This is a genomic window from Streptomyces sp. NPDC002054 (genome assembly GCF_040296685.1).
Lineage (GTDB): Bacteria > Actinomycetota > Actinomycetes > Streptomycetales > Streptomycetaceae > Streptomyces.
Genome location: NZ_JBEOXT010000045.1, coordinates 20,344 through 33,910 on the forward strand (window position 1 = coordinate 20,344; position 13,567 = coordinate 33,910).

11 protein-coding genes are annotated in these 13,567 nt (G+C 72.9%); 6 read left to right on the forward strand and 5 right to left on the reverse strand.

What is annotated here, in order from left to right; translation table 11 throughout:
- Nucleotides 1–11: 11 nt before the first annotated feature.
- The 5 genes from ABT123_RS32065 to ABT123_RS32085 all read right to left on the reverse strand — a co-directional run bounded on the left by ABT123_RS32065 (nucleotide 12) and on the right by ABT123_RS32085 (nucleotide 4,038).
- The gene (locus tag ABT123_RS32065; protein ID WP_351321117.1) at nucleotides 12–257 is read right to left on the reverse strand and encodes a hypothetical protein; all 246 of its coding nucleotides are present in this window, start codon (nucleotides 255–257) and stop codon (nucleotides 12–14) included.
- Between the two features lie 30 nt (nucleotides 258–287).
- Nucleotides 288–944 (reverse strand): hypothetical protein, encoded by a 657-nt coding sequence (locus tag ABT123_RS32070; protein ID WP_351321119.1) that lies wholly within the window; start codon nucleotides 942–944, stop codon nucleotides 288–290.
- A complete protein-coding gene (locus ABT123_RS32075) occupies nucleotides 941–1,243 on the reverse strand; it encodes a hypothetical protein (RefSeq protein ID WP_351321121.1) in 303 nt (100 codons plus the stop codon). Before ABT123_RS32075 ends, ABT123_RS32070 begins: the two co-directional genes overlap by 4 nt.
- Before the next feature lie 564 nt (nucleotides 1,244–1,807).
- Nucleotides 1,808–2,638, reverse strand: coding sequence for a MerR family transcriptional regulator (locus tag ABT123_RS32080; protein WP_351321123.1), 831 nt, complete (start codon nucleotides 2,636–2,638; stop codon nucleotides 1,808–1,810).
- Nucleotides 2,639–2,685: 47 nt separating this feature from the next.
- Nucleotides 2,686–4,038: an MFS transporter gene (locus ABT123_RS32085; protein ID WP_351321125.1), complete on the reverse strand. Its 1,353-nt coding sequence runs from the start codon at nucleotides 4,036–4,038 to the stop codon at nucleotides 2,686–2,688.
- A 160-nt stretch (nucleotides 4,039–4,198) separates the two neighbouring features.
- Here ABT123_RS32085 and ABT123_RS32090 point away from each other — a divergent pair, with 160 nt between their 5' ends.
- From ABT123_RS32090 to ABT123_RS32115, 6 genes are all read left to right on the forward strand, one after another.
- The gene (locus tag ABT123_RS32090) at nucleotides 4,199–6,223 is read left to right on the forward strand and encodes a S9 family peptidase (RefSeq protein ID WP_351321127.1); all 2,025 of its coding nucleotides are present in this window, start codon (nucleotides 4,199–4,201) and stop codon (nucleotides 6,221–6,223) included.
- The gene (locus ABT123_RS32095) at nucleotides 6,207–8,201 is read left to right on the forward strand and encodes a carbamoyltransferase C-terminal domain-containing protein (protein WP_351321129.1); all 1,995 of its coding nucleotides are present in this window, start codon (nucleotides 6,207–6,209) and stop codon (nucleotides 8,199–8,201) included. Before ABT123_RS32090 ends, ABT123_RS32095 begins: the two co-directional genes overlap by 17 nt.
- Nucleotides 8,202–8,248: 47 nt before the next feature.
- Nucleotides 8,249–9,430, forward strand: coding sequence for a cupin domain-containing protein (locus ABT123_RS32100; protein WP_351321132.1), 1,182 nt, complete (start codon nucleotides 8,249–8,251; stop codon nucleotides 9,428–9,430).
- Between the two features lie 34 nt (nucleotides 9,431–9,464).
- Nucleotides 9,465–9,971, forward strand: a complete 507-nt coding sequence (locus ABT123_RS32105; RefSeq protein ID WP_351321134.1) for a DinB family protein — start codon at nucleotides 9,465–9,467, stop codon at nucleotides 9,969–9,971.
- Nucleotides 9,972–10,331: 360 nt separating this feature from the next.
- Nucleotides 10,332–11,567 (forward strand): JmjC domain-containing protein, encoded by a 1,236-nt coding sequence (locus tag ABT123_RS32110; RefSeq protein ID WP_351321136.1) that lies wholly within the window; start codon nucleotides 10,332–10,334, stop codon nucleotides 11,565–11,567.
- On the forward strand, nucleotides 11,564–13,567 hold the full coding sequence (locus ABT123_RS32115) for a M13-type metalloendopeptidase (RefSeq protein ID WP_351321138.1): 2,004 nt from the start codon (nucleotides 11,564–11,566) through the stop codon (nucleotides 13,565–13,567). The genes ABT123_RS32110 and ABT123_RS32115 overlap by 4 nt, the downstream gene beginning before the upstream one ends.

The following is a 13,567-nucleotide window of genomic DNA, read 5'->3' on the forward strand; positions in this document are numbered from 1 at the left end:
GAGTCGCATATCTAGGGGCGCGGACCGGCGAATTCCCGCAGGGTCTGCTCGTACCGGCCGTCCGTGTCGACCTCGCGGATCCGGAGCGACTTGGGCCGCAGCCCTGCAACGCCCTGATGGTCAGGCAGGTCCGGTCGCCCCGCCGGCGGACCTTGGCGACGTCCGCGGTGCGGATTGCCGCCCAGCCATTGAGCTGTGCGTCGGTACAGACCGCCATCAGGGTCCTCGGCGAGCCGGGCAGGAATCTTGTCATTCATGCAGCAAACCCTGCCCGGCCCGCACCGGTCTCAGCCCGATGCCCCGGGGAGCCACGGGGCGGCGTGGGGCTGTTCCAGGGCCTTCAGCCGGCGCCAGGTGAACACCCAGTCCTCCACGTCGGAGATGCCGCAGGCCCGGAGGAAGGCCGTGCACCGGTCCAGCGAGGGCACCGTGCAGCCGTTCAGCATGTCGCTGACCGTGCTCCGCTTGAGGATGCCGTTGCCCAGTGCCACCAGCTTCCGCAGCGTCGGCTTGCCGGCCCAGATGTGCACGGCGTTGAGGGCCGCGACGAAGTCGGCGGGTGTGGTGACATGCAGGGGGCTGGGGCGGCCGTACTGCGGAACCGACTCCGACGACGGGCCGTACTGCTGAATCGTGACGTTGCCGCCGTTCACGACGTACGACGGCTCCGGCACGCGTGGCGTCGGCGGACGTTCCCGACCGGACTCGTTCACTGCCCTATTACGGAGGACACGCAGATGGTCGGCGTGGTCTTTGGGGAGCTGCAATCCGGTGAGGAGGCGCTCGAACCGGTCTCTGCCCGGCAGGGATCCTCCATTGAGGACGGACGCCACAAGACTCACCGGAAGCGCTGGATCCGCTCCTTCGGCGATCTGCCGCATGCTCAGGCCGCTGTAGACCTTGGCATCCAGGAGGGCCCGGCTGAACTCCTCGCGCGCGGTCATCGGGCACCGTGCCACGGGCTGCCTGCGCCACCCCGACGCACGAGGCGGACCGTGCGGCGCACCGGTCGGGCGAGGATCTCGATGAGCACTGCCGCGAGAGCCGCGCCGATGACCTCGATCTCGTGCCCGTCGCTCCACATCCACGCCAGGCCGAGCAGGGCGGTGAAGACGACGGTTGCCCTGGCTGTGCGGGTGAAGCCGAAGCCGGGGTGGACGACGGGCGTGATGACACACCCGGAGGGGGCGGGCGGGGCGGGCTGGAGGACCCAGCCCTTCCCCTGAACGTAGAGCCACAGCATGGAGTCACTCCTGATGTAGACGTTCGCCTGGAGGGTGGTGCAGAGGGTTTCGCAGACCCTCGGACGCCTCTCTCGCGAAAGGCAGGACAGCAGCATGACCCGGCCCCGAGCGGGCCGCAACGGGCTCCCGGCCATGCCCAGTTGCTGCGCCGGACCTCAATCTGACGAGCCGTCAATTCAAGCGCGCCCGGTGCCGTGCGGGCCGCCGTCCAGAACCGCGCGCTGCCGTCCGGCTGCCCTCCGGAACCGTCCGGCACTGTCCGGGCCTGTCCGGCACGGGAGATGCCGTCGGGCGCGGCGATCTCAAGGTGGCGACAGCTCTGCCGACGGATCGGTGGGCGATGACGCCGTCGACCCCTGTCCGGCTCTGTCCGGAGCTGTCCGGCCCACGTGCGCTACCGCGCATGAGGCCGGAAACTCGGTACCCAAGCCACTCCTTCGCCTGGAGGGCCCTCGGGGCGGTTGTTCGCAGCGATCGCCTCGGTCTGCGTGATGCAGATCACATGCAAAACGGTGGGCCCGCGTCCTCGGACGCGGGCCCACCTTCGTGTTGCGGCGCCTGGCTCAGCCGGCGTCGGCCAACGGAACGGCGATATCGCAAGCCGGGTCCGTCGGCGCAACCTCGTCCCACTCCACGAAGTAGACCTCGCGGGGAGCCGCCGACACCGTGCGGGCCTCCTCCTCCGCCCAGGCGTACACCGCGTCGTACGCAGAGAGGATCTGCGGATAGCCCACCTGAGCCTTCGTCACGCGCGTGTAAGCCTCCACATGGGCCGGCTCGATCCGACTGGCCACCGGGAACTCGGCCGCCCGCGCCGGGTCCACCGGGACGCAGACCTCCACGGGGCCGTCGCAGTCCTCGGTCACCTCGCCGTGATAGACGACGAACGGGTGCCCGAAGAAGCCCCCGTGTGCCTCCGCCACCGGAGCCAGCCGGTCCAGGGCCGCGGTGATCCAGCCCGGAAGCTCCTCCGGGGTGATGTGCCGCTGCTCCGTGAGGACCAGCTGCTCCGGCACCTCGCGCTGCTGAATCTCGTACATGTCCAGGACCCCTTCGTCTCCGAGCAGATGGTTACGGAGGTACGCCGCCAGCTCCCGCTGGGCCGCGAGGCGGCGCTCGACGCCGTCCCAGTACGCGGCCACCAGCCGGGCCGCCTCCGACGCCGGGGCAGCCAGAACCGCGCCGACCTCGGCCAGCGGCATGTCCAGCCCGCGCAGCCGCACGACCAGCCGGGCGGCCCCGAGCCGGCTCTCCCGGTAGTACCGGTAGCCGGTGACGGGATCGACATGGTCGGGCGGCAGCAGGCCCTGGCGGTCGTACAGCCGTAGGGCCTTCTGCGACAGTCGCGCCCGCCGGGCGAACGCGCCGATGCTGAGCAGTGCGTCTTCCTCCATGCCCGCTACGCTCCGGTCTTCCCCAGGGTCAAGGTCAACCAGGCAACCTACGCAACCCGGTCGGCGTCGTGAGACCGGCCACCCGCCCCGGCCACGCAGCCTTCCGGCCCGCCATCAGGAGAAGGCGGGCTTACGTCCCCAGCCACCCCCGCGACCCCCGCCACCCGCGTCGGCCGGAAGTGCCACAGCGCCAGCAGCCCCGCCACCCCCAGCAGCGCGGCCTGCACATCGAGTGCGAGCGGCAGCCCGAGCAGCCCGGCCAGCGAGCCCGCCAAGGCCATGCCCAGGGCGGTGAACCCGTCGAACACGCTCTGGAAGGAGGCCAGCACCCGCCCCCTGGTGGCGTCCGAGGTGTGCAGCTGGACGATCGCCATCCGGCCCGCGAACACCCCGATCCCCGGCGCCCCCAGCACCGCGAACAGCGCTGCCTGGAACCAGATCGCGGTGGTCAGGTAGGCGCTGTTCCAGGTCAGGGCGGTCATCGCGGAGAACACCAGCAGCGCCCGGCCCAGCAGCCGGCCGGGATCGGTACGCCGGGCCAGCACGCCGATCACCGCCCCGCCCGCCATGCCGCCGATCGCCTGGACCCCGCGCAGCAGACCGGTCTCGCCCTCGCCGCCGCCCAGCCGCTCGGTCACGAAGACCACGAACAGCACCGCGAACAGACCCTGCGCCAAGCCGATCAGTCCCACCGGCAGCACCATCAGCCGCAGCCCGCGCCGGTCCCGGATCTCCCGCAGCCCGGCCACCCAGGCCCGCCACACCCGCTCCCGCGCCGCGGCCGGCCGCGGCACCCGGAACGGGCGGGCCAGCAGTGCCACAGCCAGCAGGAAGGAGGCCGCGTCGATCACCAGGACGCCCGGCAGCCCCAGCCCGGCCAGCACGAAACCACCGCAGGACGCGCCCAGCAGCCGCGCCAGGTTGCCGCCCAGGCTGGCCAGTCCGTTGGCGGCGGCGACGTCGGCCGGGGCGACCAGCGAGGGCAGCAGCGCGTACTTGGCGGGCTGGAAGACGGTGGCCAGCGCGGCCTGCGCACAGGTGACGATGTTGACCAAGTACAGGTCGCCGGGCCCGTCGACGGCGAGCAGCGGCAGCAGCACCAGCACCTGGACCAGGCTCACCCCGATCATCAGCCGGCGCCGGTCCCAGCGGTCCGCGAGCACCCCGGCCACCGGCGACAGCAGCAGACCGGGCAGCAGTTCCAGGATGAAATTCGTCGCGGTGGCCGAAACCGAACCGGTGAGCCGGTAGACGAACACCGGCATGGCAATCATGAATATCCAGTCGCCGGTCTCCGAGACGAATCCCGCGGTCCACAGCCGCCGGAAATCCGGATTCTTCAGCGGACCCTTCAGCGGCCCCCTCTGCAGCCCCTTCAGGAGACCCTTCCCCGGTGCCATGCGTAACCTCACCTCTGCGGTCGGCGGGCAGGAACGCACGATGATGCCGGACCCCGGCGGCTCTGCTCAACCCGCCCGTCCAACCGCGGCATTGCCGCAGTTGGACGTCGCAGTTGAACGAGGTTGAGCCAGCCCAGATTCCGCTCCTACTTTTCCGTCCATGCTCCCTACGGATATCGATCTGCTGCGAATTCTGGGACGGCCCGCACTGTCCGGCGACGGACGTCTGGCCGCCGTCAGCGTGACGGCACCCGACCTGGCCGCCGATGCCAACGCGACCGAACTGTGGGTGGCCCCGACCGACGGGTCCGCGCCGGCCCGCCGGCTCACCCGGGGCCCGTCCGACAACGCCCCCGCCTTCTCCCCGGACGGGCGCTGGCTCGCCTTCCTGCGCCCGCTGCCCGGCGGCGGTCCCGCCCAGATCCACCTGCTCCCGATGGACGGCGGCGACCCGTTCCCGGTCACCGACCTGCCGCTCGGCGCCGGTCAGCCGGTGTGGAGCCCGGACGGCACCCGGCTCGCCTTCACGGCCCGGGTGCCCGAACCGGGCCGCTACCTGCCCGGCGTACCGCCCGGCAAGGAGCGGCCACGCCGGATCACCGCGCTGCGTTTCATGGCGGACGGGCTCGGCTTCACCTTCGACCGGCCGCGCCAGGTGTTCGTCACCGACCCGTTCACCGCGGGCCCCTTCGCCGCAGCCCCCTTCACCGCCGCCCCGGCCGCCGCCCAGCTCACCTCGGGCCCCTACGACCACGACGAGGTGTCCTGGAGCCCCGACGGCTCCCTGCTCACCTTCGTCTCCGGCCGCCACCCCGGCCACGCCGACGACCTGCGCCGCGACGTGTGGGTGTGCGCCCCCGACGGCAGCGGCCAGCGCCCGCTCACCCGGGGCGGCCTGGAGATGAGCTGCCCCCGGTTCTCCCCGGACGGCAGCCGGGTCTGCTTCGCCGCCGAGACCCTCACCGAGGACAACCGGGCACGCGGCGCAAGCAGTTACGGCCTCTGGACGGTCCTCGCCGACGGGTCCGCCGACCCGGTCCGGCTCACCGACCCCGAGCCCTACCACCTGAGCTTCTCCTCCCTGATGATCCAGCCCGGCCGGGACGGGGTGTACTTCCCCAACGACTGGCGCGGCGAGGTCCACCTGGTCCTGGTGCCGTACGACGGCGGTGAACCCCGCCCGGTCGTCACCGGCCGCCGCCAGGTCAACGGATTCGCCGTGGCGGAGGCCCCCGACGGCACCACCACCATCGCCGCCGTGCTGTCCGCCGCAGGCAGCGCCGGCGACCTCACCGTGCTCCGCGACGGCACCGGACGCGAACCAGAACCCGAACGCGAACTGACCACCTTCGGCGCCGAACTCCGGGCCCGCGCCCGCCTGCGCCCGGTCGAGGAGTTCACCGCACACGCCGAGGACGGCTATCCCCTCCAGGGCTGGCTGGTCCGCCCCGAGGGCCCCGGCCCGCACCCGGTGCTGTTGCAGATCAAGGGCGGCCCGTACACCCAGTGGGGCTACACCCTCAACGGTCCCGCCTCCTTCGAGGAGGCCCAGATCTACGCCCGCGCCGGCTACGCGGTGGTGCTCGGCAACCCGCGCGGCACCTCTGGATACGGGCAGGCACACGGCCGCTGGGCCGCCGACGACCTGGCCCGCCGGACCGCCCCCGACCTGCTGGCCCTGCTGGACCACGCGCTGCGCGACGAATCCCTCGACGCCGGCCGGGTCGGCGTCCAGGGCGGCTCCTTCGGCGGCTACATGTCCGCCTGGCTCGCCGCCCACCACGGCAAGCGGTTCCGGGCGGCGATGGGCGAGCGCGGCTGCTACGCCATCGACAGCCACTTCGGCTCCGCCGACGACGGGGTCAACAACTCCATCGCCCTGTACGGCGCCGACGCCGAGCGGTGGGCGGAGCTCAGCCCGATCAGCTACGCCGACCGGATCGGCATCCCGATGATGTTCATCCAGTCCGAGGACGACCGGCACACCCCCATGGAGCAGGCGCAGCGGATGTTCGTCGCGCTGAAGATGCGCGGCGTACCGGCCGAACTGCTGCTGTTCCCCGGCGAGGGGCACGACATGTCCCGCACCGGCCTGCCCAGCCACCGCACCGCCCGCTACGAGGCGATCCTCGACTGGTGGTCCCGTCGGATGCCCGAGGAGGAGCACCGTGCCCCCGTACGCTGACCAGCCCGCCGAATACATCCTCTCCGCCTACCTCACCCCGCCCGGCGAACGGGCCGTCATCTCCCCGCGCCACGACCACAACCTCTCGCTGTGGCGGCGCACGCCCGACCGGGTCGAACTCGTCCGGCACTGGGAGCTGGAGCGGATCAGCGGCCAGAAGCACCACTCCTGGCCGCTCTACACCGCCGAGCGGACCGAGGCCTTCCTGGCCCACCTGCTGGCCGGCGAAGGCCTCACCCCGGCCGATGTCGCCGTCAGCTGGGGCACCCCCGGCCTGCCGGGTTACCAGCCGCTCCTGGTGCCCGCGGGCGCCGAGGGGCTGCCGCTGCACAGCCTGGGCCACCTGTTCAGCGGACTGCTGCTGGACACCCGGCTGTTCAAAGAGTCCGTGATCATCGGACTGGCCGTGGACGCCGCCCCCGACCTGGTCCTGGAGCGGGAACTGCCGCCCGCCTACTACGCCGGCTGCGTCTCGGTCCGCGGCGACATCACCTTCGCCCCGGTCGAGTCGCCCGCCCCGCTCTACCACGCCGCCGACCGGGTGCTGGGCAAGGAACCGGGCACCCTGATGGCACTCGCCTCCGCCTGCGACACCGCGGTCGACCTCGACGCCGCCGCCGAACTCGGCGACCTCACCTTCCCCGGCGGCCACGTACAGCCCTGGGCCGCCGCGTTCGGCCTGGTGGGGCGGGTCCTCGCGGAGGCGGAACGGCAGCTGGCCGGCACCACCCCCGACCCCCGGTTCACCGCCGAGGAGAACCTGCACAGCGCCGTCATGAAGGTGGTGCAGGAATGCTGCGAGCTGATCACCGCCCGCACCGTGGAGAAACTCGCCGCGCTGGGCGGCGTACGCCCCGAGGACTGCTACCTCTCGGTCAGCGGCGGCTTCGCCCTCAACGTACAGACCAACACCCGGATGCTGGACCGGTACCGGTTCCGCGGCCTGCTCACCCCGCCCTGCGCCAACGACTCCGGCGTCGCCCTCGGCCTCGGCCTGCTCGGACTGTGGACCGGCGGCGCCTTCGAAACCGCCGACCTGCACATCGCCACCGCCTACCAGGGCAACGAACTGCGCCCCGCCGAGACCGACGAGGCGCTGGCCATGTTCGCGCCGTTCGTCGAGGAGGTCGCGGACTTCGACCCGGAGCGGTTCGCCGAGGACCTCACCGACTCGGTGCTGGTCTGGGCCGACGGCGCCGCCGAAATGGGACCGCGCGCCCTCGGCCACCGCAGCCTGCTCGGCGACCCCCGCTCGGAGAAGGTCAAGGACCTCCTCAACGAATACAAGCAGCGCCAGTGGTGGCGCCCGGTCGCCCCGATCGTGCTCGCCGAGCACGCCCGCGACTGGTTCGAGCAGGACCGCCCCTCCCCGTACATGCTGGAGGCCGCCCGGGTCCGCCCCGAGGCCCGCGCCCGCGTCCCCGCCATCCTCCACCTCGACGGCACCGCCCGCCACCAGACCCTCACCGCCGCCGACAACCCGCTGCTGCACCGGGCCATCGAGGCGTTCCGGGACGCCACCGGGGTGCCGATCGTCTGCAACACCTCCCTCAACGACAAGGGGGAGCCGATCGCCGACACCGCCGCCCAGGCCCTGAACTTCGCCGTCCGCAAGGGCATCCGGATCGTCTACCTGGCCGGCCGCCGCGTGCTGCTCCGCGAGCCCGGCACCGCCGACGCCACCCCGCCCACCGGACCGCACCCCCGGGACACCGCCTTCTTCGCCGGGCAGGAAGCCGACCGCGATGCGATCTGGCAGTCCTGGCTCGACCGCGGCCACACCGAAGCCGGCCTGCTGCTGCTCACCGGCACCCCGCAGCTCCTCGCCGACCCGGACACCTGGACCCCCAACCGGGTCCGGCTGCTCGCCGAACGGCTCGCCTCGAAGGACCCCGCCTTCGCGCAGAACCTCGAGCAGTTCCGCCGCGACCACGGCCCCGGCACGGTCTTCGGCGACGCCCCCGCCCTCCGCCACTGACACCCACCCCCCGGAGGCATCCGGGACACCTGGAACGGACTACCGGCATGACGCGCTACACCTTTGCCGACCTGGTCGGCGACGAGAAGGAATTCCTCGCCGAGTACTTCAACAAGAAGCCGCTGCTGCGCAAGGGCGCGCTGAAGGACCCCCAGGACATCCTCTCGCTGCGCCGGCTCGACGAGCTGGTCCAGCTGGAGATCATCCGGCCGCCCTACCTGCGGGCCAACCTCAAGGGCGCCGGCGTCCCCGACCAGGGGTTCACCCAGACGATCACCGTCCAGGGCACCGACCTCACCGACGCCATCGTCCCGGAGAAGGTCTACGAGCTGTTCCGGGCCGGCGCCACCATCGTGTGGAGCTCCCTGAACCACCTCGACACCTCACTGCGCGACTTCACCCGCGTCATCAGCGACCGCTTCGGCGCCAAGACCGACTGCGTGGCGTTCCTGACCCCGGCCGGCAAGCAGGGCTTCGCCCCGCACCACGACCCGGTCGACCTGTTCATCGTGCAGACCGAGGGCACCAAGCGGTGGCGGCTGTGGAACCCGGCCGACATCCGCCGCGGCGAAGCCGCCTCGTACACCGCCGAGCAGCTGGGCGAGCCGGTGATCGACGTCCTGCTCGAGCCCGGCGACGTGCTCTACCTGCCGTACGACACCCCGCACGCGGCTGCCGCCGAGGAGCTGGCCTCGGTCCACCTCTCCATCATGGTCCGCCCGCGGATGTGGAAGGACCTGCTCAAGCAGACCTTCGAGGAGCTGGTCCGGGACCCGGCGTTCAACGAGTTCCCCTTCATCGGCGCCGACCGCGCGGCCGGCACCGAGGCGCTGTTCACCGAGAAGCTGCGCGCCGTCGCCGACCGGCTGACCGCCCTCGACCCCGGACCGGAGCTGGACCGGCTGGCCGAACTCGGCCGCCGGATGCCCGGCAACTCCGCCGGGAACACCTTCCGTACGACCGCCCGCCTGGACGCCCTGGAACCGGACGCGCCGATGCGCCGCACCGCCGCCGCCGTCGACTTCGGCACCCCCGACGGCGGGCGGGTCCAGCTCACCGTCAACGGGCACCGGATCGCCGTACCGGAGCAGGTGGCCGTCACCCTGGCGGGCCTCGCGGTGGGCGAACGGATGGCCGCAGCCGACGTCTTCCCCGGGGTCCCCGCCGAACGGGCCACCCGTACCGCACAGGGGCTGGCCAGGATCGGCCTGTTGGAGGTCGCGGCCTGAGCCGGACCCGCCGCCCGGATGAGAGGATCCGGCCGTGACCATCGAACGCACCTCCCCGCCCACCGTCGCCGACGAGCGCGAAATGCTCCGCGCCCACCTGGACTTCCACCGGCAGACCCTGGAAGTGAAGTGCGCCGGCCTCACCGACGACCAGCTCCGCACCCCCTCCATGCCGCCCTCCACCCTCAGCCTGCTGGGCCTGGTCCGGCACATGGCCGAAGTGGAACGGGCCTGGTTCCGGCGGGTGGCCGACGGCCAGGACATCCCGCTGGTGTGGTCGCAGGACTTCGACTTCCAGACCGCCTACGAGGCCGCCGACGCGGACGCACCCACCGCGTTCGCCGCCTGGCGGGCCGAGATCGAGCACGCCCGGCGCATCGAGAAGGAAGCCGCCTCCCTGGACCTGGTGGTCCACGAACCCCGGCACGGCCTCGACGTCTCGCTCCGCTGGGTGATGCTCCACATGATCCACGAATACGCCCGGCACAACGGGCACGCCGATTTCCTCCGCGAGGGAATCGACGGCACCACCGGGGTCTGAATTCCCCAACGATTTACGGCTGTGCCCCGCTGTCCTTTCCGGCAGCGGGGCACAGCCTTTTTTTGTCGTTCAAGTGTGTAAGCGACGCCAGTTGAACAGATTGACCAGAATCCCCGGCGTGGGACAACATTTCATCAACGCCGGGAACAACCCGGCCAGAATAAAAGGAGTTGATTGTCATGGAGAACACCTACGACGACATCGAGTTCATCGAGACCTCCGCCGAGCTGCTGGCCACCGCGTACCACGTGAACATCCAGTAAGTCCCGGCAGCGCCGTAAGGGGCGGCTTCGGCCGCCCCTTTGGCCCGCACGGCCGCACGTGCGGAAGGACGGAAAGACGCGAGTGGAAGGCGGGATCGTGACGGACTGGACCTTCGAGGAGCTGGTCGGGGACACCGGGGAGTTCTTCTCCCGGCACTTCGGCGAGCAGCCGCTGCTGCGCCGCGGGGCACTGGACGCCGCCCGCGCCCGGGAGCTGGTGTCGGTGAGCCGGCTCGACGACCTCGTCGCCATGGAGACCGTGCACCCCGCCTATCTCCGCGTGGCCCGCGGCGGCCAGGGCGTCCCCGGCAAGGCCTACACCAGGGTCGCCGCCGAGCACGGCGCCGCACTCACCGAGGCCGTCGTACCCGAGCAGGTCTACGAACTGTTCCGCTCCGGCTCCACCATCACCTGGAACTACCTGCACCACTTCCTGCCCTCCGCCCGCCGCCTGGTCCAGGCGTTCACCCGGGCCTTCGCCGCACCCGCCGAAGCGGTCGCCTTCCTCACCCCGGCCGGCCACGACGGGTACGCCCCGCACCACGACCCGCTGGACGTGTTCGTCGTCCAGACCGAGGGGACCAAGCACTGGCGGGTCTGGGAGCCTGCGGCCGAACGCCGCGGCGCCCCCGTCACCTACCCCGACGGCACGCTCGGCGAGCCCGCCCTGGAGATCACCCTGCACCCCGGCGACGTGCTCTACCTGCCGTACGGCACCCCGCACGCCGCCGCCGCGGGAGACCGGGTCTCCCTGCACGTATCGGTCACCGTCACCCCCCGCCGCTGGCGGGACCTGCTGCACGAGACGGTGGACGCGCTCACCGCCGACGAGGAGTTCGCCGCCGTCCCTTACCTGGGCGACCCCGGCACCGGCACCGGCCCCGACGCGGACGACAGCCCGGCCGCCGCCGCGCTCGCCGCCAAGCTCGGGCTGCTCGCCGAACGGCTGGCCCGACTCGCCCCCGCCGCCGAGGCGGCCCGGCTCGCCACGGCCGGCCGCGAACGGGCGGGCACCGGCCGCACCCGCGAGTTCGAGCGGCTGGCCTCCCTCTCCGGACTCGCCCCGCAGGACCCGCTGCGGCGCAGCCCGGTCCCGGTCGAGATCGGCCCGAGCGACGGAGGCCGCACCCGGCTGACCGTCAACGGCCACACCCTGGCCGTTCCGGACGCGGTGGCCGCCACCCTGCGCCGGCTCGAGACGGGCGGCTCGGTCCCGGCCGGCGAGCTGCTCCGGGAAGCCCCCGGCCCGCGCTCGGTCCGCGCCGCCGAGTCCCTGACCCGGCTCGGCGTGCTCGAACCGGCCGCCGCCGGCGTGGGGAGCGCAGCCCGATGACCACCGCCACCGTACGCACCCCCGCCCCGACCACCGCCCCCGCCGCCGAGCCCGAGCTGCTCGACCTGTCGGTCCGCCCGCAGGACGACTTCCACCGGTACGCGGCGGGCCGCTGGGCCGACGGGTTCGTGCTGCCCGAGCACCGGGCCGAGGCCACCATGCTCTCCCTCCTCGCCGAACAGGTGCAGGAGGAGGTCGCCGCCCTGGTCCGGGCGCCCGGCACCGACCCCGACGGGCGCCGCATCGCCGACCTGTACACGAGCTTCATGGACGAAGGACGGATCGAGGAACTCGGCGCCGACGCCCTCGCCGCCGACCTGGCCGCGATCCGCACCGCCCCCGACCGCCGGGCCCTGGCCCGGGTGCTGGGACGGCTCCAGGCACAGGGCGTCACCGGCGCCGCCGCCCCCGCCGTCACCGCCGTCGCGCGGGAGTACGTACTCGACCTCACCCCGTCCGGCCTCGGCCTGCCCGCCGCCTCGCTGTACCGCGAGGCGCGCAGCGAGCGCCTGCGCGAGCGGTACGCCGTCCACGTGGCGGCGATGCTCTCCCTCGCCGGGCTGCCCGACGCCGAATCGGCCGCGGCCCGCGTCCTGCGGGCGGAAACCCTGCTGTCCGGCGGGCACGTCCCGCCGGACAGCACGGGTACCGCCGCCCTGGACGTCTCCCCGGACGCCTCCCCGGTGCCCGCCACCGCCGCCGAACTGGCCGGCCGGGACCACGGGTTCCCCTGGTCCTCCTGGCTGGCGGAGCTCGGCCCGGTGCCCGGCGCCGCCCGGGTGCGGATCCGGCCCGCCGGCTTCCTGACCGCCCTCGAACACTGGTGGGCCACCACCCCGCTGGAGTCGCTGCGGCTCTGGCTGGCCTGGCGGTACGTCCACGAGATGGCCCCGTTCGGCCCGCGCCGGGTCTTCGCCGAGCACTTCAGCTTCTACTGGCGGGATCTGACCGGCGTACGCCGCCCCTGGCCCCGCCGGCTGCGGGCCACCGCCTTCGTACAGACCGCCGCGGGCGACCTGCTCGCCGCCCGCTACCTGCACACCCACCTGGACCCGCACACCCTCAAGGCCGCCTCCGCCCTGGTCGACCGGCTGGCCGCCGCCTTCCGCGACCGGCTGGCCGGCGCCGACTGGCAGAGCCCGGCCGGCCGGGCAGCGGACCTGGCACTGCTGGACACCATGCGCTTTGAACTCGGCGGCCCGGCCACCGACGCGCACCCCGGCCCCGGCCGGCCCGCGCCCGCCGCCCCGCCCGGCCAGCCCGCGCCGCTGGTCACCGACCCCGCCGACCTGGCCGGCAACGTCAAGCGCGGCCGGGCCCGGCTGTTCGCCCACCAACTGGGCCGGCTCGCAGGTCCCCTGGACCCCGCCGAATGGCGGGTGCTGCCCCAGGCCGTCACCGCCTACTACCGGCACGGACTCAACCAGGTCGTGGTCCCGGCCGGACTGCTGCGGCCCCCGGTGTTCACCGCCGGCGCCGACCCGGCCCGCGACCACGCGGTACTCGGCGCGATCGTCTGCCACGAGATGGCACACGCCTTCGTCCGCGCCTGGCGCACCGGCCCCGACCGGGCCGCGTTCGAGCACCACACCGCCCCGCTGATCGCCCAGTACGACCGCTACGCGCCCGAGGGCCCGCGCGGCCCCAAGGTCAGCGGCACCCGCACACTCGCCGAGAACATCGCCGACATCGCCGGACTGACGGTGGCCCAGGCCGCCTTCGACGACCACCTCGCCGCCCGCGGGGTGACCGGCGACGCCCGCCGCCGCGAACTGCGCCGGTTCTTCGTGCTGTGGGCATCGATGTGGCGCGGCAAGCGCACCCCGGAGCGGATGCGCGAACGCCTGGAGAACGACACGCACGCACCGCCCCGGTTCCGCTGCAACGGCGTCCTCGGCCATGTCCCCGCGTTCTACGAGGCGTTCGGGGTCGGCGAGGGCGACGGCATGCACATCCGGCCGGCGGACCGGTTCACGCTGACAGCGCCGAGGAGCGAGTGA

Coding starts and splice junctions, on each gene's coding strand:
- ABT123_RS32065 (WP_351321117.1), bottom strand. CDS start 257: ATGAATGACAAGATTCCTGCCCGGCTCGCCGAGGACCCTGATGGCGGT.
- ABT123_RS32070 (WP_351321119.1), bottom strand. CDS start 944: ATGACCGCGCGCGAGGAGTTCAGCCGGGCCCTCCTGGATGCCAAGGTC.
- ABT123_RS32075 (WP_351321121.1), bottom strand. CDS start 1,243: ATGCTGTGGCTCTACGTTCAGGGGAAGGGCTGGGTCCTCCAGCCCGCC.
- ABT123_RS32080 (WP_351321123.1), bottom strand. CDS start 2,638: ATGGAGGAAGACGCACTGCTCAGCATCGGCGCGTTCGCCCGGCGGGCG.
- ABT123_RS32085 (WP_351321125.1), bottom strand. CDS start 4,038: ATGGCACCGGGGAAGGGTCTCCTGAAGGGGCTGCAGAGGGGGCCGCTG.
- ABT123_RS32090 (WP_351321127.1), top strand. CDS start 4,199: ATGCTCCCTACGGATATCGATCTGCTGCGAATTCTGGGACGGCCCGCA.
- ABT123_RS32100 (WP_351321132.1), top strand. CDS start 8,249: ATGACGCGCTACACCTTTGCCGACCTGGTCGGCGACGAGAAGGAATTC.
- ABT123_RS32115 (WP_351321138.1), top strand. CDS start 11,564: ATGACCACCGCCACCGTACGCACCCCCGCCCCGACCACCGCCCCCGCC.